General features: G+C 60.6%; 22 protein-coding genes. 10 read left to right on the top strand and 12 right to left on the bottom strand.

Annotated features, from left to right (window positions below):
* Positions 1–67 precede the first annotated feature (67 nt).
* Positions 68–1,105: an NAD(P)-dependent alcohol dehydrogenase gene (locus tag JNB91_RS11530; protein ID WP_220325642.1), complete on the top strand. Its 1,038-nt coding sequence runs from the start codon at positions 68–70 to the stop codon at positions 1,103–1,105.
* A 6-nt stretch (positions 1,106–1,111) separates the two neighbouring features.
* Here the strand turns inward: JNB91_RS11530 and JNB91_RS11525 are convergent, their stop codons facing one another.
* Positions 1,112–1,831, bottom strand: coding sequence for a ParA family protein (locus tag JNB91_RS11525; RefSeq protein ID WP_220325641.1), 720 nt, complete (start codon positions 1,829–1,831; stop codon positions 1,112–1,114).
* Between the two features lie 963 nt (positions 1,832–2,794).
* On the opposite strand from JNB91_RS11525, the gene JNB91_RS11520 reads away from it, so the two are divergent.
* Both JNB91_RS11520 and JNB91_RS11515 read left to right on the top strand, forming a co-directional pair.
* Positions 2,795–3,172 carry a hypothetical protein gene (locus tag JNB91_RS11520; protein WP_220325640.1) on the top strand — a complete coding sequence of 126 codons (378 nt, stop codon included), beginning with the start codon at positions 2,795–2,797 and terminating at the stop codon, positions 3,170–3,172.
* Complete coding sequence (locus JNB91_RS11515; protein ID WP_148146277.1) at positions 3,169–3,357, top strand: helix-turn-helix transcriptional regulator; 189 nt, start codon at positions 3,169–3,171, stop codon at positions 3,355–3,357. Before JNB91_RS11520 ends, JNB91_RS11515 begins: the two co-directional genes overlap by 4 nt.
* A 19-nt stretch (positions 3,358–3,376) precedes the next feature.
* Here the strand turns inward: JNB91_RS11515 and JNB91_RS11510 are convergent, their stop codons facing one another.
* The 9 genes from JNB91_RS11510 to JNB91_RS11470 form a co-directional block, all read right to left on the bottom strand.
* Positions 3,377–4,459: a protein-glutamate methylesterase/protein-glutamine glutaminase gene (locus JNB91_RS11510; RefSeq protein ID WP_220325639.1), complete on the bottom strand. Its 1,083-nt coding sequence runs from the start codon at positions 4,457–4,459 to the stop codon at positions 3,377–3,379.
* Between the two features lie 6 nt (positions 4,460–4,465).
* The gene (locus JNB91_RS11505; protein WP_220325638.1) at positions 4,466–5,323 is read right to left on the bottom strand and encodes a CheR family methyltransferase; all 858 of its coding nucleotides are present in this window, start codon (positions 5,321–5,323) and stop codon (positions 4,466–4,468) included.
* Positions 5,324–5,334: 11 nt separating this feature from the next.
* Entirely contained in the window at positions 5,335–5,823 is a 489-nt protein-coding gene (locus JNB91_RS11500) for a chemotaxis protein CheW (RefSeq protein ID WP_220325637.1), read from the bottom strand.
* A gap of 4 nt (positions 5,824–5,827) precedes the next feature.
* Positions 5,828–7,633 carry a methyl-accepting chemotaxis protein gene (locus tag JNB91_RS11495; RefSeq protein ID WP_220325636.1) on the bottom strand — a complete coding sequence of 602 codons (1,806 nt, stop codon included), beginning with the start codon at positions 7,631–7,633 and terminating at the stop codon, positions 5,828–5,830.
* A gap of 185 nt (positions 7,634–7,818) precedes the next feature.
* Entirely contained in the window at positions 7,819–9,501 is a 1,683-nt protein-coding gene (locus tag JNB91_RS11490; protein ID WP_220325635.1) for a methyl-accepting chemotaxis protein, read from the bottom strand.
* A gap of 24 nt (positions 9,502–9,525) precedes the next feature.
* The gene (locus tag JNB91_RS11485; RefSeq protein ID WP_220325634.1) at positions 9,526–10,041 is read right to left on the bottom strand and encodes a chemotaxis protein CheW; all 516 of its coding nucleotides are present in this window, start codon (positions 10,039–10,041) and stop codon (positions 9,526–9,528) included.
* Positions 10,038–12,029: a chemotaxis protein CheA gene (locus tag JNB91_RS11480; protein ID WP_220325633.1), complete on the bottom strand. Its 1,992-nt coding sequence runs from the start codon at positions 12,027–12,029 to the stop codon at positions 10,038–10,040. Before JNB91_RS11480 ends, JNB91_RS11485 begins: the two co-directional genes overlap by 4 nt.
* Positions 12,026–12,394, bottom strand: coding sequence for a response regulator (locus tag JNB91_RS11475; RefSeq protein WP_220325632.1), 369 nt, complete (start codon positions 12,392–12,394; stop codon positions 12,026–12,028). Before JNB91_RS11475 ends, JNB91_RS11480 begins: the two co-directional genes overlap by 4 nt.
* Positions 12,391–12,831, bottom strand: a complete 441-nt coding sequence (locus JNB91_RS11470; RefSeq protein ID WP_220325631.1) for an STAS domain-containing protein — start codon at positions 12,829–12,831, stop codon at positions 12,391–12,393. The genes JNB91_RS11475 and JNB91_RS11470 overlap by 4 nt, the downstream gene beginning before the upstream one ends.
* A gap of 223 nt (positions 12,832–13,054) precedes the next feature.
* On the opposite strand from JNB91_RS11470, the gene JNB91_RS11465 reads away from it, so the two are divergent.
* The 7 genes from JNB91_RS11465 to JNB91_RS11435 all read left to right on the top strand — a co-directional run bounded on the left by JNB91_RS11465 (position 13,055) and on the right by JNB91_RS11435 (position 21,262).
* Positions 13,055–14,785 (top strand): chemotaxis protein, encoded by a 1,731-nt coding sequence (locus JNB91_RS11465; RefSeq protein WP_220325630.1) that lies wholly within the window; start codon positions 13,055–13,057, stop codon positions 14,783–14,785.
* A gap of 188 nt (positions 14,786–14,973) precedes the next feature.
* Positions 14,974–15,381: a 30S ribosome-binding factor RbfA gene (gene rbfA, locus JNB91_RS11460; RefSeq protein ID WP_220325629.1), complete on the top strand. Its 408-nt coding sequence runs from the start codon at positions 14,974–14,976 to the stop codon at positions 15,379–15,381.
* 22 nt (positions 15,382–15,403) lie between these two features.
* Positions 15,404–16,333, top strand: a complete 930-nt coding sequence (gene truB, locus JNB91_RS11455) for a tRNA pseudouridine(55) synthase TruB (RefSeq protein WP_220325628.1) — start codon at positions 15,404–15,406, stop codon at positions 16,331–16,333.
* Between the two features lie 387 nt (positions 16,334–16,720).
* Positions 16,721–16,990: a 30S ribosomal protein S15 gene (gene rpsO, locus JNB91_RS11450; RefSeq protein ID WP_112459048.1), complete on the top strand. Its 270-nt coding sequence runs from the start codon at positions 16,721–16,723 to the stop codon at positions 16,988–16,990.
* A 291-nt stretch (positions 16,991–17,281) separates the two neighbouring features.
* Entirely contained in the window at positions 17,282–19,417 is a 2,136-nt protein-coding gene (pnp, locus tag JNB91_RS11445; protein WP_220325627.1) for a polyribonucleotide nucleotidyltransferase, read from the top strand.
* A 97-nt stretch (positions 19,418–19,514) separates the two neighbouring features.
* A complete protein-coding gene (locus JNB91_RS11440; protein ID WP_220325626.1) occupies positions 19,515–20,522 on the top strand; it encodes a class I SAM-dependent methyltransferase in 1,008 nt (335 codons plus the stop codon).
* Between the two features lie 95 nt (positions 20,523–20,617).
* The gene (locus tag JNB91_RS11435; protein WP_220325625.1) at positions 20,618–21,262 is read left to right on the top strand and encodes a tetratricopeptide repeat protein; all 645 of its coding nucleotides are present in this window, start codon (positions 20,618–20,620) and stop codon (positions 21,260–21,262) included.
* A 112-nt stretch (positions 21,263–21,374) separates the two neighbouring features.
* Here the strand turns inward: JNB91_RS11435 and fabB are convergent, their stop codons facing one another.
* Both fabB and fabA read right to left on the bottom strand, forming a co-directional pair.
* On the bottom strand, positions 21,375–22,598 hold the full coding sequence (fabB, locus tag JNB91_RS11430) for a beta-ketoacyl-ACP synthase I (RefSeq protein ID WP_220325624.1): 1,224 nt from the start codon (positions 22,596–22,598) through the stop codon (positions 21,375–21,377).
* 45 nt (positions 22,599–22,643) lie between these two features.
* Positions 22,644–23,159, bottom strand: a complete 516-nt coding sequence (gene fabA / locus JNB91_RS11425; protein ID WP_220325623.1) for a 3-hydroxyacyl-[acyl-carrier-protein] dehydratase FabA — start codon at positions 23,157–23,159, stop codon at positions 22,644–22,646.
* Between the last annotated feature and the right edge of the window lie 66 nt (positions 23,160–23,225).

Here is a 23,225-nt window from a genome sequence, read left to right as displayed (position 1 = left end):
AACACCCCGTGACCTGATCTGCCAAACGGCGTTCGGGCGGTTCCGGACAATAGGGAAGGAAGACGAAATGCAAGCTCTTGTACTGGAGCAAAAAGGCAAACTGGCGCTGAGGGAGATCGATCTTCCGCTGGAGGTTGGGCCAGGTGACGTGAAGATCGAGATCGACACCGTCGGCGTCTGCGGCAGCGACGTGCATTATTACACTCACGGCGCGATCGGCCCCTATGTTCTGCGCGAGCCGATGGTGCTGGGCCACGAGGCAGCCGGAACGGTGGTCGAGATCGGCTCGGAGGTGAAGAACCTCAAGGTAGGCGATCGGGTCTGCATGGAGCCGGGCATTCCGAACCTGTCCTCGCGGGCATCGAAACTCGGCCTCTACAATGTCGATCCCGACGTGCGTTTCTGGGCGACGCCGCCGATCCACGGCGTGCTGGCGCCCTATACCGTTCATCCGGCCGCTTTCACCTACAAGCTGCCCGACAATGTGTCTTTCGAAGAAGGCGCAATGGTCGAGCCGTTCGCGATCGGCATGCAGGCGGCGACCCGCGCCAGACTGCAGCCGGGTGATGTGGCGGCCGTCATCGGCGCCGGGCCGATCGGCATCATGGTGGCGCTGGCGGCTCTTGCCGGCGGCTGCGCCCGTGTCTTCATTTCGGATCTGAGCGCCGACAAGCTGAAGATCGCCGCACAATATCCGGGCATCATCCCGGTCAATATCCGCGAACAGTCCTTTGCCGATGTGATCGCCAAGGAAACGTCCGGTTGGGGCGTCGATGTCGTGTTCGAGGCAAGCGGCAGCCCGAAAGCCTATCAGGGCATGTTCGATCTCGTGCGGCCGGGCGGCGCATTCGTTCTGGTTGGCCTGCCGGTAGAACCGGTGCCGTTCGACGTGGCGAGCGCGATCTCCAAGGAAGTGCGCATCGAGACCGTCTTCCGTTATGCCAACATCTTTGACCGGGCGCTGGAACTGATCGCTTCGGGCAAGGTCAACCTCAAGCCTCTGATCACCGGCACGTTCGATTTCAACCAGTCGATTGCCGCCTTTGAGCGGGCTGCCGCCGGACATGCGTCCGACGTCAAGCTGCAGATCAAGGTAAAAGCTTAAAAGCTCTCAGGCCGCCTGCCAGAAACGGCGGGCGGTCGTCTGTTCCGAAATCGGCTTCGTGCCCCTGAGCGGCACGTGCCGCAGCATTTCGAGCGCGAAATTGCGGGCGTTCTGGCGGGCCTTGTCGAGATTGCTGATCCGGCTATCGTCCATCGTGTGCAGCGTGCCGCCGAGATCGAAAATATCGCGGAAGGCGGCGCGTTCGATGATCGGCGTGCCGAGCACTTCGACGCCGCGTTCAAGCAGCAGCATTTTGACAGCCAGAAGCGCGCGGGTCGTGACCATCGAGTTGACGCGGGTCAGAACGACCGAATGCGGAACCTTGATGCCTGCCTTGTCATCGAGGAAGCGCAGCAGTTCCAGCACGTTCGCACCGCCCTGGGCATCCATGGCGCAGCCCTGGATCGGGATCAGCACGTGGTCGGAAAGACCGATCGCCTTGGCCAGAAGCGGGCTCTGCGCACCCGGAAGATCGACGATGAAATAATCCGTCGTGTAGCGGTTGTCGGCGATATGCCGCTCGATCGATGCCTGCGTCACATAGGAAATCACATTGAGGCGCGGCAGGCCGGGCGAAAGCTGGTGCCAGCGCGAGATCCAGCGCTGCGGATCGGCATCGAGCACGGTGACGCGGTAGCCGACCTGCGCAAGCTCGGTGGCGAGCAAAAGCACCGCAGTCGTCTTGCCGGCGCCGCCCTTGGTATTGGCGAAAGTGATGACGGGCATTCTTAAGGGAACCTGTTCGGCTGCGAGCCGATAATGGCTCTGGCCGCACCCTCATGATGCGCGGGGCCTATTGTTGGTGGATATGGTTAATCTGGGGTGAAGATTGCGGTGTGGTTTTGTTGGAGGAGCGCTGTTGGCCCGAGGCAGCCATTAAACCGCAAACGACATGCTATCGCAGACCATCGATCGCCATTACCACTCGCTCGAGATATGGCCATACGGATGTGCGGTAGCCGGGAGACGCCAGCGTCGGTGACACGAACACTGGCCGATCGTAGACCAACCGCGATACTGGAGCGCTGTCTGGTGAAGGCACCTTTGGCATGGCTAAGCCAAACGCTTTTCCAAATCGATCCGTTGCGCCGGCTCCGTAGATGATCATAGCGGTCCAAGGGACATGGGTGACCACGGCCATAAAAACCCGCGTCCCGTGCGCACGGTCCTTCTTCGAGACTTCCGCATCATAGCGAGCACTGGCACATGTAACGTTGGTCTGCAACGATGCCAGCCCCTTATCGGTTAGCATTCGCGACAGGCGGTCCAAGTTTGGCCGTGTAGGCGAAGGTTTTGTTGTCGCAGCACTGTACATCGCTCGGCAGCTCAGGCCGTTACGGTTCCACAATGCGTCTATGAACTGATCGTGGCGGCCCACGTCCGCAACATGGAAAGTTTTAGCCGAACTAGCACCCACGATCAGAATGTCAGCCTGCGTAGGGTCAGTGTCCGTCATCCAAGGCCGTGGATAAATCCCCTTGAAGGGGACGGTGAGTTCCCGAATGCGATCTTCGAAGCAGATCATACTTCCCTCAAGGTGCGATTTTTCTTCGATACTCGTTCAAAAACCGAATGACTGCAATTAGCGCACGACAGGCATAATCTCGCAGGCCTTTTCGCTCTAAATGTAAAGCAAGCTTGACATTTCGATCGCCTCGCTATGTAAAGGGTGCTTTACAGGAGCAAGATATGAACAGACGTCGTTTCATTGTCGAATTCAGCGTGAGCATGGCCGCCTATATGGTCGTGCTGGTCGGATCGGTATGGGCACTCAATCTCGGAGCGATCGAGGGTGGCTGGAAAACGCTTGTGGCGTTGACGCCCATGTTGCCGGGGGCGGCGGTAGCGCTGTCGGTCATGCGGCAGGTGAGATCATCGGATGAGCTTCAGCACCGGATCCAGCTCGAAGCACTGTCATTGGCCTTTGCCGGCACTGCGCTTGCGACCTTCAGCTACGGGTTTCTTGAAAATGTCGGATACCCGAAACTTTCGATGTTTTTCGTCTGGCCGCTGATGGCGGTGCTCTGGATGGTCGGTGGCCTGATCAGCGCCCGGCGGTTTCGATGAAGAACAGGTTGAAGGCGCTTCGTATCGAGAAAGGCTGGTCGCAAAGCGAGCTTGCGGCCCGGCTTTCCGTATCGCGGCAGACGGTCAACGCGATCGAAAACGAGCGTTACGATCCAAGCCTGCCGCTGGCATTTGCCATTGCCCGGGTGCTGGAACGCAGGATCGAGGATATTTTCGAAGAGTAAGCTGGACCGCGTCGGGCTCTTACCGCCTTCTGTCCGCCGCCAGTATCTCCCGGGCGATCTGGTCGAGTGGCACGATGCGGTCGACGCCGCCATGGGCGATGGCTTCCTTCGGCATGCCGAACACGACCGAGCTTGCCTCGTCCTGCGCCACCGTGAATGCGCCTGCCTGGTGCATTTCGTTCATGCCGCGGGCGCCATCGTCGCCCATGCCGGTCATGATCACGCCCATGGCGTTTGCGCCGGCGGAGCGCGCGGCGGAGCGGAACAGGACGTCGACCGAAGGCCGGTGCCGGCTGACCAGCGGGCCTTCCCTGACGGAAACCTCATAGCGTGCGCCGCGGCGCTCGAGCAGCATATGCTTGTCGCCCGGCGCGATCAGAACATGGCCGCGCAGGACGGGATCGCCGTTGACGGCTTCCTTCACCTCGACTTCGCAGAGACTGTTCAGCCGCTTGGCAAAGGCTGCAGTGAATTTTTCCGGCATATGCTGGACGATGACCATGCCCGGCGAATTGGCTGGCAGCGCTTCCAGAAGTTCACGCAGGGCTTCGGTGCCGCCGGTCGAGGCGCCGACGCAGACGACCATTTCCGTGGTTTTCGCCATCGCGCCGATCTTCGGCGGCGGCAGTACGGCATCGGCCGTCAGCTTGCCTTGAACCGGCCGTTCCCTGAGCCGGCTTGCCCGCAGCTTGGAAACGCTGGCGCGCGCCGCCCCCTTCACCGTCTGGCGGATCTGTTCGGCATGTTCGGCCAGATGGTCGGCAGCCCCGATCCTCGGTTTGAGGATGATATCGACGGCGCCGGCCTCAAGCGCCTGCATCAGCGTTTCCGAACCGGTTTCGGTGAGCGACGAGCACATCACGACCGGGATCGGATGCTGCGACATCAGCTTGCGCAGGAAGGTGATGCCGTCCATCTGCGGCATCTCGACATCAAGCGTGATGACGTCGGGTATCTCGTCGCGCAGTTTCTTGGCAGCCATGAACGGGTCGTTGGCAACCCCCATGATCTCGATATCCGGGTCTTCCGACAAAAGCGTCGAGAGCGTCTGCCGCACGCTCGCCGAATCGTCGACGATCAGGACACGAATTTTGCCGCCCATGTTTGGTTATATCCGCTTGAAGATTGTGTTGGCGACCTGCCGGATCGGCAGATCGAAGCCGGTGACGGTTTCCGAGTGGCCGATGAACAGATAGCCGCCGGGGGCAAGATTGTTGCAAAGCCGGGTCAGAACCTGGCTCTGGGTCTGCTTGTCGAAATAGATCAGCACATTGCGGCAGAAGATGATGTGCATCGGATCGCCGATCGGATATTTCGCATCCATCAGGTTCATCCGCGCAAAGCCCACCTTCTGGCGCAGCGCAGGCGCAACTCGCATTTCCTGCCGATGTGCATTGGTTGCCCGCATGACATAGCGGCGCATCATCTCCGGCGGCACGGGCGCCATCATGTCGGATGAATAGATGCCCTTCTGCGCCTTCTGCAACACGTCGGTGGAAAGGTCCGTCGCCAGGATGAAATAGTCCCGGTCCGGCGCCTGTGATTGCAGGTAATCGGACATCACCATAGCGAGCGTATAGGGTTCCGCACCGGTCGAGCAGGCGGAACTCCAGATGCGAAGACGTCGCTCGGAAAACTGCCGCAGAATATCGGCGAGCGCCACATCCCGCATGTAATCGAAATGTTTTGGCTCGCGGAAGAAGTCGGTCTTGTTGGTGGTGACCACGTCGATCAGGTAGATGGCCTCGCGTTCGATACCACCCTGATTGAACAGATAGTCGCAATAGTCGTCGAAAGTGGCGATGCCCGTTACCCGTAACCGGCGGCGAAGCCTGCCTTCGAGCATGGTGGATTTGCTCAGCGGCATTTTGATGCCGCTGTAGCTGTAGATGAATTTCGACAGTGCTTCGAAATTACGCTTGCTGAGCCTGTCGTCCAGCGGCTGGGTTTTTAATGCTACGCTCACACCAAATCCCGTTATGCGACCTGAGATGAGGGCGCGACGCCGGCAAGCGCCGGGCCGGTATCGGAAAACAGCCGAGCAAGATCGATGATGACGACGAAGCCGCCATCCTTGCGCACCACGCCGGCGATATAGTCTGATCGCCAGCGAATGCCGATATCCGGCGCGTCTTCGATCTGCTCGGCCCGGAACGGCACGACTTCATAGACGCGATCGGCAACCAGGCCGAGCGCCAGAACCTTGTCGCCGATCGGCACGTCGAGAACCAGCATGCGCGTATGCGGCGTCCGGGCGGTCGGGCTCATGCCGAGCCGGATCCGAAGATCGATGATCGGCACGCCCTGTCCGCGCACATCGCGCAGGCCGAGAAGATAGTCCGGCCCGTGCGGGATCTTGAAGGCATCCTCATGATCGAGGATTTCCCGCACCACCTCGACAGGCACGGCGAAGATCTCTTCGCCGAGGCTGAAAGTTACGAACTGCGATTCGGATGATGCGGCCATGATCTTAAGCGCTTTCCCGGAAATCGGCGTCGTCGCTATCGGGGCCGCCCATCGACATGTCGAGGGCAAAACCCTTGGCGCGGGCCTGCTGTGACTTGATACCGTTCGCAGAAGTGGCTGCACCCGTCCGCGGAGCCTGCGTGGCCGACTTGTAGGCCGGTGCCTTGGCAGCAGGGGCCGCGCGGTTGCGGGCGCTGGCCTGATCGACCTTGAAGAAGGAGATCGATGCCTGCAGTTCCTCGGCCTGAGCGGCGAGTTCTTCAGACGTCGAAGACATTTCTTCCGACGAACCGGCGTTCTGCTGGGTCACCTTGTCGAGCTGCTGGATCGCTTCGTTGATTTGGCTGGCGCCGATATCCTGTTCGCGGCAGGCGGCGGAGATTTCCGAAACCAGTTCGGCGGTCTTGTGGATCGCAGGCACCAGCTTGTTCAGCATGTCGCCGGCCTCGGCAGCCGTCTGCACCGTCTCGCCGGAGAGCGAGCTGATCTCGGCGGCAGCCGCCTGGGAGCGCTCGGCGAGCTTGCGCACTTCCGAAGCGACAACCGCAAAGCCCTTGCCGTGTTCGCCGGCGCGCGCTGCCTCGACGGCGGCGTTCAAGGCGAGAAGGTCGGTCTGGCGGGCGATTTCCTGAACGATCGAGATCTTCTCGGCAATCGTGCGCATCGCGCCGACGGCACGCGCCACCGCTTCGCCGGATGCTTCGGCATCCTTGGAAGACTGGCGGGCGATCTTTTCCGTCTGGGCGGCGTTATCGGCATTCTGCTTGATATTGGCGGCCATCTGCTCCATCGAGGCGGAAGCTTCTTCTGCGGACGATGCCTGTTCGGTCGCGCCCTGCGACAGTTGCTCGGAGCTGGAAGACAGTTCCTGGCTGCCCGACGAGACGTTGTCGGCGGCGGCAAGAGCATCTGCCACGACGCCGCGCAGGCGCTGGACCATGCTTTCCAGAGCGATGCCGAGCGTGTCCTTGTCGGAGAGCGGCTTCGGTGTGACGGTCAGGTTGCCGTTGGCAATCTGGTCTGCGATGTCGGCGGTGTTGCGCAGGTTGGCGGTCATCACGTTGATCGTGTTGACCAGGTCGCGGATTTCGTCATTCGACTTGATCTGGACATCCTGATTGAGATCGCCGATCGAAACGGCTTCCGCGACGCCCATGATCTTGCGCAGACCGCTGCTGATTCCAAGTGCGATCCACAAGGCCGCGGCGATTGCCATGATGAGTGCTGCAGCGGTTATGACGAGAACGATGTTGCGCGTCTGCTCGTACTGGGTATTCGTATCGATGTCGGCCTGCTGCATCTGCCCGCGGATGACTTCCAGGCGTGCGACCGTCTTTTCCTCGATCTGGTCGACGAGTGTGCGAGCTTCATTGGTTGCCAGGCGGACGGCTTCGGCGCCGTTGCCCGCTTTCGACAGTTCGCGGATCCGATCGTCGATGACGAAGAGCTTTTCACCCAGATCCTCCACCATCTGCCAGTTCTGGCGCACGTCGTCCGTCGCGGAGGCCGAGACGAGCCACCTGACTTCGTCCCTGAAACGCTGACGGTTGGAATTGCTGGCCTGCAAATGGCGCTCGAACTCGGAAGGGCTCGTCGCCGTTGCCATGTTCATCTGCGAGCGCACTATGCGCAACTGGATGGCGCTTATATTCTGGGAGTGCTCAAGCCGCTTCGCCGGACCGGAAATCAGGTCGGAAATGGCCGTGTTGAGATTGGACAGGCTGTAGATGCCGTAACCGGCGGTCAGCATCAAAAGAATGATCATCAGCCCGAAAGCAATGCCGAGCTTAAGTTTAATCGTAAGGCGCAAGATCGTATCCCCGATATGCATGAATTGCGACGCGGGCTTTCATCGAAATATGGGAAAGCCGGATGGACAGGTATTCGGGCAAGACATTCGCCCCCGGAACCTCAAGGAAAACCGGTCTTACGTCGTCGCATACACACGGCGGCGGTGGCCCGGGCCACCAAGGCAGCCCGGGCCAGCTATTTGTATCAAGCGCTTTCGCGGAAATGCTGGTCGTCCGCGTCCGGGCCGCCCATCGACATGTCGAGGGCGAAACCCTTGGCCTTGGCCTGCTGCGCATGAACCGAATGGCCAGACTGGACCGGGGCTCTGTAGGCAGGCTTTGCCGCAGCGCGCGGAGCAGGGGCGGCAGACCGCTTGGCTGCAACTTTCTGACCGGCCTGATCGACCCGGAAGAAGGCGATCGATGCCTGCAGCTCTTCCGCCTGGGAAGCCAGTTCCTCGGAAGTTGCCGACATCTCTTCCGATGCGCCGGCATTCTGCTGGGTCACCTTGTCGAGCTGCTGGATGGCTTCGTTGATCTGGGACGCGCCGATATCCTGTTCGCGGCAGGCGGCCGAAATTTCAGAGACCAGTTCGGCGGTCTTCTGAATATCCGGCACGAGGCGGTTCAGCATTTCGCCGGCTTCGGTTGCGACCTGAACGGTATCACCCGAAAGCGCGCTGATTTCCGCAGCCGCTGCCTGGGAGCGCTCGGCGAGCTTGCGTACTTCCGAAGCGACGACGGCAAAGCCCTTGCCGTGCTCGCCGGCACGAGCGGCTTCGACGGCGGCGTTGAGGGCCAGAAGGTCTGTCTGGCGGGCGATCTCCTGCACGATCGAGATCTTTTCGGCAATCGTGCGCATCGCACCGACGGCGCGGTTGACGGCCTGGCCGGACAGCTCCGCATCCTTGGAGGATTGGCGGGCGATCTTTTCCGTCTGGGCGGCGTTATCGGCATTCTGCTTGATATTGGCGGCCATCTCTTCCATCGAGGCGGATGCCTCTTCGGCAGACGACGCCTGTTCGGTTGCGCCCTGGGAGAGCTGTTCGGAGCTTGCCGACAGTTCCTGGCTGCCGGAAGATACGTTGTCGGAAGCCGACAGCGCATCGCCGACCACGCCGCGCAGGCGCTCGATCATCGTGTTGACGTAGGTCAGCAGGTCGCCGATCTCGTCCTTGCTGGAAATCGTCGCGAAACGGGTGAGGTCACCTTCGGCCACATTCTGCACGGCGCTGACCGCGTTGCGCAGGCCCTTGTTGATGCTCATTGCGATCCAGAGGGCTGCGAGAGTAGCGATCAGCAAGGCGGCGCTGGCGACCGAGATCATGATCATCCGGGTCTGCGCGTAATCGACGTCGGCCTGTTCATCGGCGGCCTGAAGACGGCTCTCTTCGAGCTTGATGACTTCGTTCAGCAGCGGGTCGATCTGGTTGATGACGGCGCGTGCCTCGTTGCTGGAAACCTGGTTGGCGCCAACCGTATCGCCGGCAAGCATGAGTGCGCGGATGCGGTCGTCCTGTCTGCGGAACTCGGTGGTCAGGTCTGCGAGCTTGTTCCAATAGACCTTGCCCTGCTCGGTTGCGCGCGCCTGCACCAACTGGAAACTCTCGTCATAGGCTTTGCGCGCTGCATCATTGCTTTCGATATAGCGACGCATATCGGCCTGACTGGATGCCAGAAGCAGGTTCTTCTGCTGGCGCAGCTGCTGCAGCTGTTCGGCATTGAGCGTCTGGGTCAGCTTGAGGCGCGTCGCCGGGCCCTGGATGACCTGCTCCAGACTGTTGTTGAGATTGCCGAGGCTGAAGATGCCGTAACCGGCGGTGACCATCAGCATCAGAATGATGAAGCCGAAGGCCGAAGCAAGCTTGAGCTTGATCGAGGCACGCATGTGTTTATCTCCGTCGCAATGGGATCAGCCGTGGGGTGTCGCGGCTGAGGCATGCTCATGTTTGGCTGAAAAGATGACCTGCAGGTTGGGAAGGATGATGAACTCACTTCCGCGTTTGACCAGGCAGTTGATGAAATCGGGACGCCAGCGCATGCCGACACTTGGCGGCGGTTCGCTGGCGGATTGCAGCAGCGTCGTGACTTCATTCACCTTGTCGGTGCGGATCCCGGCAAGCACCGGCTCCCCGTCGATTTCGATCTCGATGACGATGATCCGGCTGTCGATAGTCGGCTTCGTCGCTTCCATGCCGAAGGCGAGCCTGATATCTGCAAGCGGAATGACCTTGCCGCGGAAATTGATGACCGCGCCGACAAAGGCCTTGGCGCCCGGAACACTGGTTTCCGGCAGAAGATCGAGGATTTCCTGAACGATGAAGGCTTCGAGCGCGAAGGTTTCACCGGCGATCTCGAAGGTCAGGACCTCCAGTTCGTCGCGGCCTTGCCACTGGTCTTCAGAAAGTTTCTTGAGCGTCTGGTTCATCCGGCTGCGCGCAGATGCGCCTCCTGCTGCTGGCCCTCGGCGACGAGGTGGCCGACATCGAGAATAAGGGCGACATCGCCGTCGCCTAGAATGGTGGCGCCGGAGAAGGTAGCCACGTCATGGTGAAGCTTCGACATGCCCTTGATGACCGTCTGGTGGTCGCCGATGATCTGGTCGACGACGAGGCCGACGCGCTCCGAGCCGGTCGAGATGACGACCACTTTCTGGAACTGGTCGGGTTTGGTGCCGGTGCGGAAGAGATCCCGCAGGCGAAGGAAAGGAACGAGGCTGTCGCGCAGCGAAATGAAGCTGCGACCGCGCGAACGCATGTCCTCCTCGACCGAAAGCTCGAGGCATTCCTCGACCGCCGAAAGCGGGATGACGTAGCGGCCGTTGCCGACCCGCACGAGCAGGCCATCGATGATGGCAAGTGTCAGCGGGATGGCGAGCGAGATTTCAGACCCTTCGCCCGGACGGCTCACGACGTTGATCGTGCCGCGTAGCGCATCGATGGTGCGCTTGACCACATCCATGCCGACGCCGCGGCCGGACAGATTGGTGACTTCGCTTGCGGTGGAAAAGCCCGGCTGGAAGATCAGCTGGTAGAGTTCCTGGTCGGTGAGGCTGGCATTTGCCGCGATGAGGCCGGAAGCCTCGGCCTTGGCGCGCACGCGATCCTTGTTGATGCCGCGGCCGTCATCCTTGATCGTGATGATCACCTCGCCGGCCTGCTGGCGGGCGGACAGGTGGATATGGCCGGCTTCCGTCTTGCCGGAAGCCAAGCGTTCATCGGCGGTTTCCAGACCGTGATCGCAGGAATTGCGCACCAGATGCACGAGCGGATCGGCAAGGCGTTCGATGACGCTCTTGTCGACTTCCGTCGTTTCGCCCTCGGTGACGAGTTCGATCCTCTTGCCGGTCTCGTTCGCGAGATCATGGACGAGGCGGCGGAAGCGGCTGAAGAGATGCGTGACCGGCACCATGCGCAGCACCATCATCGTGTCGCGCAGCTCGCCGGAAAGGCGTTCGACATCTTCGGACACGGCGCGCAGCGTGAGATCGCCGCTGCCGCCGGCAAGCTGCGAGAGCCGGGACTGGGCAATGACGAGTTCGCCGACCCGGTCCATCAACTCGTCGAGACGTTCGGCGGGAACGCGGACATTTTCATTCGCCTTGGCGGATTTGCCGTCGCCGGAAGCCGGTGCGGCGGCGGCCGTCACTGGCGCAGAAGCTATTGTTTCGACCGCGACGGCTGGTGTGGCCGGGCGTGCCGGTGCCGCAACGACGGGTGCCTGCGCTGCAACCGCGATTTCTTCGACAGACAATTCCATATCGTCCATCACGAAGATGAACACGTCGTCGATCGCCGAGCGCGGTTCGCTCGTCAGAAGCTCGACATCCCAGGCGATGTGGAGGTCGGTTGGAACCAGCTCGTCGAGTGCGGGAATGCTTGAGCGATCGGCGACGATGCGGCAGGTGCCGAGATCGCGCAATTCATCGAGCAGCGGCAGCGGGTTCGTGCCGTTGGCCATGGCATTTTGCGGCAGGCTGAAGCGGAGCTTGAACAGTGTCTGGGACGGACCCGCAAAAGCAGGTGCGGCGGCCGGATCGCCGCTGCCGTCGACGGCGCGGCGCAGATTGGCGAGCAGTGCCTCGCTCATCGCCTCATGGTCGCCGGCAGGTGTTTCCACCAGCGCGCGCATATGATCCTTGGCTTCGAGAACGGCGGTAACCAGGGCATGGGTCGCCGGAACCTCGCCCTTTCGCACCCGGTCGAAGGCCGTTTCGCAATGATGGGTAAAGGCCGCAAGCGCCTCGAAGCCGAACATGGCGCCGGAGCCCTTGAGCGTATGGAGGCCGCGGAAGACCGCGTCGACCTGATCCTTGTCGCCGAGATTCACATTGAGATCGAGAAGCCCTGCTTCGATCTGTTCCAGAAGTTCGGCCGCTTCTGTCCTGAAAACCGCGATAGGATCAGGGAAGCTCATTTGCCGAGAACCTTCTTGGCGATCTTGACCAGGCTTTCCGGATCGAAGGGTTTTGTCAGCCAGCCGGTAGCACCGGCGGCCTTGGCCTGCTGCTTGATCTCACCGTCGGATTCGGTGGTGAGGAAGATCACCGGAACGCCCATATGCGCGGGCAGCTTGCGCAGCTCGCGGATCATTGTCAGGCCGTCCATATTGGGCATGTTGAGATCGGTGATGACCAGATCGAACTGGCCTGTATTGAGCTTGGCGAGACCATCGACGCCATCGACGGCTTCGGTGACCTGGTAGCCTGCATTGGTGAGCGCGACCCGCGTCGTCAGGCGAATGCTCGCCGAGTCGTCGACGGTCAGGATATTGGCAGTCATTGAATTTTCCCTTGGTGAAGCCAGAATTTCGCGTCGTCGTCCGACATGCCTTCCAGAAAACCGCTTCTGCGAAGCGTTTCGAGCAGCGCGCCGCTTGCCGGTTGCGCAAGCGTGATGTGTTTGCCGGCCGTTCCGGCGTAAGCGCGGGCGGCCTCGATGATCTGGATGAAGCTGATGTCGACCTGCACATCATCCGAAAGCTCGATCGTGGCGGCCTCGTGTGCGTCGATGAATTTCAGCATGTCCTCGCGTACGGGGACGATTGCCCGGACCGTCAGATTTTCGGGCAAGCGAAGGCATGCTTCGTTTTGTTGATTTGCAATATTCATACCTTCTCCAAAAGTCTTAGAATATGCTGAAATGGTCTGCCAAATTTGGGCCATCATGCTTAATGAGGCGTTAATTGGCGCCAGTGAGTTTTCATCTGAAATAGTCACAATTCGCGTTTAGCTAATGTTCATATCTGCCGAAAATTAACCACGCGCCGCGAAAGCAACGCGCCGTTTCGACCCGGTTAACTGTCGTCGGGACAGATTGTCCGCATGTGAGGACGACCCGTGCCCGGCATGCGCTGCCGGCGGAGAGTTGTCCCAGAATGAACAGGGCAAATCGTTGCCGAAAAGGGTGAGAAACCCCGGCAGAGCATGAAGGGTGGCCGACGTGGCAGTTACGGCAGTATTGGTGAGCGGGACCGAGCTTTTTGCAGCCGCGGCCCCGGTCTCGGGCCTCGTGGAGCGCATGGAGACGGCGCGGTCCCGTATCGAGGAGCGTTTCCTTGAGGGTGGTGCGGCCCTTCTTTCGGTTCTCGACGTTCTCAACAAGCTGATCGGCTCGCTCGATCAGATCACCGGCTCGCTGGATGAGGAAACCGCGGCCAGCACCATGGCCGAATTGCAGCAGACTGTCGGCCGGCTTTCCGAGCTCAGCAGGATCGAAACGGCGCGTCAGGCCGGTTTCATCGATATTTCCGGGGCAGAACGCAACCTCCGGCCGCATGTAGCCGATATGCAGGAAACCATGCGTTACCTGCGCACCTTTGCGGTGACCGCCAAGATCACCGGCGCGGGAATTGACGACTTTGCCGGCTTTGCCGAAGAGATCCTCGAACGCATCCAGGCCGGGACCCGGCAGGTGAACGAGTTCGGCGACAAGCTGAAATCTCTCGGTTCGGGCCTGGGTTCGGTCATGCAGCGCGGCACCGCCACGATCGAGCGTTATGAAGCGACCATCCCGGGCGTCGTGACAGGCCTTTCGACAGGTGGCGCCGAGATCAGCAGCCAGCAGAAGGTTCTGGTCGAGCGCGCGGCGCGGGTTCGCCAGATCGCGGCCGGCATCCAGGGCAAGCTCGCTTCCGTCCTGTCCGCCATGCAGATCGGCGACATTACCCGCCAGCGTATCGAACATTGCCAGAGCACGCTGACGCTTCTCGAAACCTATGTGGAAACCGAGGCTGGGATGCTGACGACAGATGACCGGGCGAACCTGTCGTCGATCATCACCAATCTCGTTGCCCTGCAGCTCAGCCAGTCGATCGACGATTTCGATCGCGATACGGCAAAGATCGTGGAAACCGTCGCAAGCTTCCGTTCGGACCTCGCCGAGATCGACGGCCTGCGCCGGATGATGACCGAAGGCGGCGGCGACAACGCCATGCGCCGGCTCGAAGGCAATGTCGGCGTGGCGCGCGAGGCCGTCCAGGAAATCGAGGCCGTGGCGCTGGAAGCAGGAGAGCTGAGCCGTGCGACCGGCACGACCGTCCGCGAACTCATCGACGGTGTCGGCCTGCTGCAGCTGGTGCGCACCGACATTCATTACATGGCGCTGAATACCAACCTGCGCTGCGGCAAGATCGGCGAGCATGGCAAGGCGCTCAACGTCGTCACCGCGGAATTGCGGAACTTCGCAGCACGGCTGGATGAAACGGCGGAGAAGGTTCTGGTCGAACTGAAGACGCTGGAAACCGCGTCCGACAAACTCGATACCGGTCATGATGACAAAAGCGAGGAATTGCTGGACGATCGTTTGGCCAGAGCAATGCAGAGCATCCGAGACGTCGGCGACCGGATGGATCGCGAAATGGATGCCCTGAGCGAACAGAGCGGCGTCGCCATCGGCCAGATGGAGCACTCCCTGTCGCGGCTCGATTTCAAGGCGGAACTCGGCGAAGTCCTGCGCAACTGCGCTGACGAGATCGCCATGGTCGAGGCGCCGCAACCATCCGCCGGTATGGAGCCGGCTCTGGCCGATCTAGGTGCCCGGATCGGAAAGCTTTACACCATGGTCTCGGAGCGCGAGCTGCATGCCGCGGTTCTCGGCACCACAGCGCCGGTCGAAACGGCCGTCGTTGCAACTGTCGTGAGCGATGACGACATTGACGACGCGCTGTTCTGATCAGGCGTAACGCGGTCATGTCTTGAGCTCAAAGCCTGCGTCCTGCGGTGGCAGGACGCGATTTATCGGTGCTCGCGCCTTGACCTTTGGCCGGCTCTTTGTCATTTGACGCCCCTTGAATGAAAAGGCGCCCAAGGGTTTCACCCTGGCGGGACGAACCCCGGCGGCGTTAGCAAAGAGAACAAGACATGGCAAAGGCTACATCTTCGGCGCCGTCCCAGCGCATGCTTCGCGTTGGCGAACAGGTTCGCGCCGCCATCACCCAGGTTCTGCAGCGCGGCGAAGTGCGCGACGACCTGATCGAAAAGACCGTCATCTCCGTGTCGGAAGTGCGCATGTCGCCCGACCTGAAGATCGCGACCGCCTATGTGACGCCGCTGGGCGTGCCCGATCATGAAGCGGTGATCGAAGCGCTCAACCGTCATGCGAAATACATTCGTGGCCGTCTCGGCGGTCAGCTTCGGCAGATGAAATACATGCCGGAGGTTCGCTTCCGCGACGACACGAGCTTCGACAATTACAAGAAGATCGACGAACTGCTCCGTTCGCCCGAGGTCCAGCGGGATCTCAGCGAGACGAAGAGCGGCGACGAATAACACACAGTCTTAAAGAGAACGCATGTCCAAACCACGCAAACCCAAGGGCCGGGCTGTTTCCGGCTGGCTGATCCTCGACAAGCCGGTGGATTTCGGCTCGACCGAAGCCGTGTCCAAGATCAAGTGGCTGCTCAACGCCCAGAAGGCCGGCCATGCCGGCACGCTCGATCCGCTGGCATCCGGCATGCTGCCGATCGCGCTGGGTGATGCGACGAAGACCGTCCCTTACGTCATGGACGGCCGCAAGATCTACGAATTCACCGTGAGCTGGGGCGAGGAACGCTCGACCGACGACCTCGAGGGCGAGGTCACTGCGTCATCCGAGACACGCCCTGCCGAGCAGGCGATCCGCGATCTCCTGCCGAACTATACCGGCACCATCCAGCAGATTCCGCCGCAGTTTTCCGCAATCAAGATCGCTGGTGAACGCGCCTATGATCTGGCCCGCGACGGCGAGACGGTCGAAATCCCCTCGCGCGAAGTTGAGATCTTTCGCCTGACGCTGCTCGGTGTCGGCGAAAACGAGGCGCATTTCGAGGTCGAATGCGGCAAGGGCACCTATGTCCGTTCGCTCGCCCGTGATTTCGGCCGCGATCTCGGCTGCTACGGCCACATCTCCAATCTGCGCCGCACCTTCGTCGCCCCCTTCGGCGAAGACAAGATGGTGCCGCTTGCCGATCTCGTAGCGCTGGAAGAGATCGAGGACCGCGACGAACGCCTCGCAGCGCTCGATGCCTATCTGATCGATACGGCCGAAGCCTTGTCCTCGCTGCCGCATCTGCCGGTGACGGAAGAGCAGGCGCATCGCATCAAGATGGGCAATCCGATCATCCTGCGCGGCAACTCGGCCCCGGTCGAAGAACCGGAAGCCTATGCCACCGTGCGCGGCAAGCTGGTCGCCATCGGCGAGATCGGCCAGGGCGAGTTCCGCCCGAAGCGGGTGTTTGGGTAAAATCAACGCCAAAGACAAATCCCCTCACTTGCGATTTCTAACACTTAGCTGCGCTAAGATGTTGAAATCGCTTTCTCTCCCACAAGGGGAGAGATACTGGTGCTGCGCTCTCGGCGTTTTTACCTCTCCCCTTGTGGGAGAGGTTACAAAATCAAGATCTTAGCGAAGCTAAGTCTTAGATTTTGTTGGTGAGGGGATCCTTCACGTCGGATTACTCCTTCGCAGGAGGCTTCCAAGCTCGCCACCCGCGTCCACCTCTTTCCTTTTCTCCAAAATTCGTCTATAGGCCCCGCAAGCTCTCGGTCTCCGAGGCTTTTCATGGCCAAGGCTGGACGACATCCCGGCCTTTGGCGACCCTATTTCCTCTCCATTATAAAGGATCAGACGATGTCGATCACTGCAGAACGTAAGGCCGAACTCATCAAGGAATACGCAACCGTCGAAGGCGACACCGGTTCGCCGGAAGTCCAGGTTGCTATCCTCACCGAGCGGATCAACAATCTGACCGAACACTTCAAGGGCCACAAGAAGGACAACCACTCCCGTCGTGGCCTTCTGACCATGGTTTCGAGCCGTCGTTCGCTTCTTGACTACCTCAAGAAGAAGGACGAAGCCCGTTACACCAAGCTGATCACCAGCCTGGGCGTGCGCCGCTAACAAGGTCTCGGCGGGCTCTTCCTCGGAAGGGGCCGCCGGATCTCCATTTCGGCATCTTCGGGTGCCAGACTGAAGCGGACCCGGGTGGGCCGGTTTCGCTACCAAAACCAGACCTGTCATGGGGCAGGATTGCCGGACGCTTTTGGCCGGAGCCGTTAGGCGGCTTCGGTCAGTTTGAAAAGCTTCTCGTTGTCTTGCCCGTGATGTGTCGCAATGACTGCGGTGAAGCGTGTTGCCGCCTTAGCTTAAAGGCTGGGGCGAGACGCCGTTTCCCGCGTTGAAGGACAATAGATGTTCAATACCCACTCCGTCGAAATCGAATGGGCCGGCCGTACACTGAAGCTGGAAACGGGCAAGATCGCTCGCCAGGCTGACGGCGCCGTTCTCGCCACCTACGGCGAAACCGTCGTTCTCGCCACCGTCGTTTCGGCCAAGGCGCCGAAGCCGGGCCAGGACTTCTTCCCGCTGACCGTCAACTACCAGGAAAAGACCTATGCCGCCGGCAAGATCCCGGGTGGCTATTTCAAGCGCGAAGGTCGCCCGTCGGAAAACGAAACGCTCGTTTCGCGCCTGATCGACCGCCCGATCCGCCCGCTCTTCCCGGAAGGCTACAAGAACGACACCCAGGTCGTCGTTACCGTCGTCCAGCATGACCTTGAGAACAACCCGGACATCCTGTCCATGGTTGCCACGTCTGCAGCTCTGACGCTCTCGGGCGTTCCCTTCATGGGCCCGGTCGGCGGCGCACGCGTCGGCTACATCAACGGCGAATACGTTCTGAACCCGCATCTCGACGAGATGGACGAGTCGGTTCTGGATCTGGTCGTTGCCGGCACCCAGGACGCCGTCCTGATGGTTGAATCGGAAGCCAAGGAACTGAACGAAGACGTCATGCTCGGCGCCGTCATGTTCGGTCACAAGGGCTTCCAGCCGGTCATCGACGCGATCATCAAGCTTGCCGAAGTGGCTGCCAAGGAACCGCGCGATTTCCAGCCGGAAGACCATTCCGAACTCGAAGCCGACATGCTGAAGCATTTCGAAGCCGAGCTGCGTGAAGGCTACAAGATCACCCAGAAGGCTGATCGTTACGCCGCCATCGACGCCGTCAAGGCCAAGGTCAAGGCGCATTACTTCCCTGAAGGCGAAGAGCCGAAATACTCCGCCGAAGTCATCGGCGCGATCTTCAAGCACCTGCAGGCCAAGATCGTTCGCTGGAACATTCTCGACACCAAGAGCCGTATCGATGGCCGCGACCTCGAGACCGTTCGTGCGATCGTTTCTGAAGTCGGCCTCCTGCCGCGTACCCACGGTTCGGCTCTCTTCACCCGCGGTGAAACGCAGGCTGTTGTCGTCGCCACGCTCGGCACCGGCGAAGACGAACAGTATGTCGATAGCCTCACGGGCATGTACAAGGAGCGCTTCCTGCTCCATTACAACTTCCCGCCCTACTCCGTTGGCGAAACCGGTCGCATGGGTTCGCCGGGCCGTCGCGAAATCGGTCACGGCAAGCTCGCATGGCGCGCTATTCGTCCGATGCTGCCGTCGGCTGAACAGTTCCCCTACACGCTGCGCGTTGTCTCCGAGATCACCGAGTCCAACGGCTCGTCCTCGATGGCAACCGTTTGCGGCACCTCGCTTGCCCTGATGGACGCAGGCGTTCCGCTGGCAAAGCCGGTTGCCGGTATCGCCATGGGCCTGATCCTCGAAGGTGACCGTTATGCGGTTCTCTCCGACATCCTCGGCGACGAAGACCACCTCGGCGACATGGACTTCAAGGTTGCGGGTACTGCCGACGGCATCACCTCGCTGCAGATGGACATCAAGATCGCCGGTATCACCGAAGAGATCATGAAGGTCGCGCTTGCCCAGGCACAGGGCGGTCGCAAGCACATCCTCGGCGAAATGGCCAACGCCATCTCCGAAGGCCGTTCGCAGCTCGGCGAATTCGCTCCGCGCATCGAAGTGATGAACATCCCGGTCGACAAGATCCGTGAAGTCATCGGTTCGGGTGGCAAGGTCATCCGCGAAATCGTTGAAAAGACCGGCGCCAAGATCAACATCGAAGACGACGGCACCGTCAAGATCGCCTCGTCCTCCGGCAAGGAAATCGAAGCCGCCCGCAAGTGGATCCACTCGATCGTTGCCGAGCCGGAAGTCGGCGTGATCTACGAAGGTACCGTTGTGAAGACCGCCGATTTCGGCGCCTTCGTCAACTTCTTCGGTGCCCGCGACGGTCTGGTCCACATCTCGCAGCTCGCTTCCGAGCGCGTTGCCAAGACCTCTGACGTCGTCAAGGAAGGCGACAAGGTCTGGGTCAAGCTGATGGGCTTCGACGAGCGCGGCAAGGTTCGCCTGTCGATGAAGGTCGTTGACCAGGCCACCGGCCAGGAAATCAAGAAGGCCGACGGCGACGCAGCTGCCGAATAAGCTTTCGACCGATTGAAATGAAGGGCGCGGAAGTTTCTTCTTCCGCGCCTTTTCTTTATTCATAGACAAGAAACACGATCCGCTAAGGTCCGAACCCATGAGCCGCGACGCGCTGAAAACCCTCTTCCATCCTTTTGTCACCGACGCCGTGCCCATGCCCGGTGAAGGCGAGCGGGTGATCTTTCTCGGCGCCGAGGCCGGCAATGCGCGGCCGGAAGGTTTCGACGCGGATATTACCTCTGTGCAGCCGTTCCGCCCGCTTTTCCGCGCCCTGCGCAACAATGCCTTTCCCGAAGCCGAGGGCGAGGATTACGACGGCGCGCTGGTTCTGTGCGGCAAGCATCGCGGTGACAACGAGAACCGCATCGCGGAAGCTCTGGCGCGCGTAAAGGTCGGCGGCCTGATCGTCGTCGCCGGCGGCAAGGAAGACGGCATCCAGCCAATCCGCACCATGCTCCTGAAGCTCGGCATCATCCTCGACTACGCGCCGAAATATCATGGCGTCGCCATCTGGTTCGCACGGCCGGAAGATGCCGGTGACGCGATCAAGGCATTGAAGAAGACCGCTGTAACGGTCGAGGGCCGCTTCCAGGCGGCTCCGGGCATGTTCAGCCATGATCGCATCGATGCGGGCTCAGAGCTTCTCGCAGGCCGCTTCCCGACCGATTTCGACGGCAATGTCGCCGATTTCGGCGCAGGCTGGGGTTATCTCTCGGTGATGCTTGCGGAAAAGTCGCCGCGGGTGAACCGCATCGACCTGTTCGAGGCCGATTACCGGGCGTTGGAATTCGCCAAGCAGAACCTTGCGCATAATTGCCCGGATCTGCAGGCACGTTTCTTCTGGCAGGATCTTGGAGCCGAGCCGCCGAAGGAAAAATACGATCTCGTCATCATGAACCCGCCCTTCCATGAGGCGCAGGCCGCCGATCCGGAACTGGGCAAGACGATGATCCGCACCGCGGCCGCAGCGCTGAAGCAGGGCGGCCGGCTGATGATGGTCGCCAACCGCGGCCTTCCCTACGAGCCGGTTCTGGCCGAAGCCTTCCGCGAATACGGCGAGACCTGCCGCAACTCGAAGTTCAAGGTCATGTGGGGCAAGAAGTAACGCTTCGCAGCGATTAGCCGCCCGGTTCATATTCAACACTTGCCTAGTTCACCGAATGCAAATTAAGGTTGCATTCGGTGGTTTGGGGCGCGTGAATGAAACGGTTGATCGCGGTTCTTGTTACATGGTTTGCCGCCACGAGCGCGGCCTTCTCCGATTCCGCCCGTATCACATGGGAATGGTATAACGCCGCCGAGGTCCATCAGGGACGCAAGGCGGCAGGCCCGGCCGACCAGAGGCTTGCGGCCCATTATTTCCGGCTTGCCGCCGATAAGGGCAATATCGCTGCCGCCTACAAGCTTGGTGAGATCTACGAAAACGGCCAGGGCCTTGCTCAGGATCCGGTCCAGGCATTTCGCTGGTACATGAAGGCTGCGGCCAGGAACGACAAGCATGGCCAGCTCAAGGTCGGCTGGTGTTACCAGAAGGGGATCGCCGTAACAGCCGATGCCGCAATCGCCGCCATCTGGTATCGCACGGCGGCCGAAAACGACAATATCTGGGGCTATCACATGCTGGCTTTCATGCTTGCCGATGGCGAAGGCATGAAACAGGATGTCGCATTGGCGCGACGCTATCTCGAGCTCAGCCTGCCGAAGACAAAGGATCACTGGGCGAAATGGAAGCTCGCCCATCTGATTGAGGCGGAAGATCCGAAGAGGGCAAAAACGTTGCTGAAGGAAGCAGCTGCGGCCGGAAATCTTCAAGCGGCTGAAGACCTTAAACGGAAGCGAGACTAGGCGGCGTCGGTCTTCCAGGTGGCGCTAGATGGCATCCCCTGAAACGCAAGACGGGTGCGCATCATGATGCGCACCCGTCTTGGATCAGCCGGTAGAGGCAAGCCGTTTGGGCTTATCCGTTGTAGCGCTGGAATACGAGCGTGGCGTTGGTGCCGCCGAAACCGAAGGAGTTCGACAGAACTGTATCGATCTTGGCATTGTCGATGCGCTTGCGCACGATCGGCACGCCGTAGAATTCCGGGTCGAGGTTCTGGATATGCGCGCTTTCGCCGATGAAGCCGGCCTGCATCATCAGAAGGCCGTAGATCGATTCCTGCACGCCGGCAGCGCCCAGCGAGTGGCCGGTCAGCGACTTGGTCGACTGGATATGCGGGATTTTGTCCTTGAAGACTTCGCGGATCGCGCCGATTTCCTTCGAATCGCCCACCGGCGTCGAGGTGCCATGGGTGTTGATGTAATCGACTTCGCCCTTCACGGTGGAAAGTGCCTGGCGCATGCAGCGGATCGCGCCTTCGCCCGACGGGGCAACCATGTCGTAACCGTCGGAAGTTGCGCCGTAACCGGTGATTTCAGCGTAGATCTTGGCGCCGCGAGCCTTGGCGTGTTCCAGTTCCTCGAGAACCAGAACGCCTGCACCGCCGGCGATGACGAAACCGTCGCGATCGGCGTCATAGGCGCGCGAGGCGGAAGCGGCATTGGCGTTATATTTCGACGACATGGCGCCCATGGCGTCGAACAGGTTCGACATGGTCCAGTCGAGATCCTCGTGGCCGCCGGCGAACATGATGTCCTGCTTGCCCCACTGGATCATCTCGGCGGCATTGCCGATGCAATGCGCAGAGGTCGAGCAGGCCGACGAGATCGAGTAGTTGACGCCGTGGATCTTGAACCAGGTGGCGAGTGTGGCCGATGCGGTCGAGGACATCGCCTTCGGCACGGCGAACGGGCCGATGCGCTTCGGGCTGTTGTTCTTGATCGTGATATCGGCGGCTTCGATCAGCGTGCGGGTGGAAGGACCGCCCGAACCCATGATGATGCCGACACGCTCGTTTTCGGCGTAGTCCTTCTCTTCCAGACCGCTGTCGGCAAGAGCCTGCTTCATCGCCACATGGTTCCAGGCGCCGCCTTGGCTTAGGAAGCGCATGGCGCGGCGATCGACGAGGTCCGTCGTGTCGATATTCGGCTTACCCCAGACCTGGCACTTGAAGCCGTGCTCTGCGAAATCGTCAGAGAAGGAGATGCCGGATTTCGCAGCCCGCAAGGAATCGGTGACTTCGCCTGCGTCGTTACCGATCGAGGACACGATACCGAGGCCCGTGACAACTACCCGTCTCATTTGCTGTAACCCTTGTTGTTTCCGTCAGTTGGCCTTGAGTTCAACTCAGGCCGTCTTGTCCTTGGACAGGCCGACGCGAAGGTCGGTTGCCTGATAGATAGTTTCTCCGTCGGCCTTCAGCCAGCCGTCTGCGGTGCCGAGCACGAGCCGGCCCTTCATGACGCGCTTAAAGTCGATGCCGAATTCGAGAAGCTTGGTGGTCGGGCGGATCATGCCCTTGAACTTAACTTCGCCGGTCGAAAGCGCCATGCCGCGGCCTTCTTCACCCAGCCAGCCGAGAAAGAAGCCGGTCAGCTGCCACATGCCGTCAAGGCCGAGGCAGCCCGGCATGATCGGGTTGCCTTCGAAATGGCAGGGAAAATACCAGTCATCCGGCTTCACGTCGTATTCGGCACGGATATAGCCCTTGTCGAAAGCGCCGCCGGTTTCGGAAATGTCGGTAATGCGGTGGACCATCAGCATCGGCGGCAACGGCAATTGCGCGTTACCCGGTCCGAAGAGTTCACCATGTGCGCAGGCGATAATTTCTTCGTAGCTGAAGCTGGACTGTCTGGTGGTCATCGAATTCCGCGTCCCCCTATGATCGCTAGGTCAGGCGGGCAGAGCCTGAATTCAGGCACGGCCAAA

The sequence above is a fragment of the Aliirhizobium wenxiniae genome, from assembly GCF_019511445.1.
GTDB lineage: Bacteria > Pseudomonadota > Alphaproteobacteria > Rhizobiales > Rhizobiaceae > Neorhizobium > Neorhizobium wenxiniae_A.
Note: the sequence above shows the minus strand (reverse complement) of the source record. Positions and strands in the feature narration are given on the sequence as shown.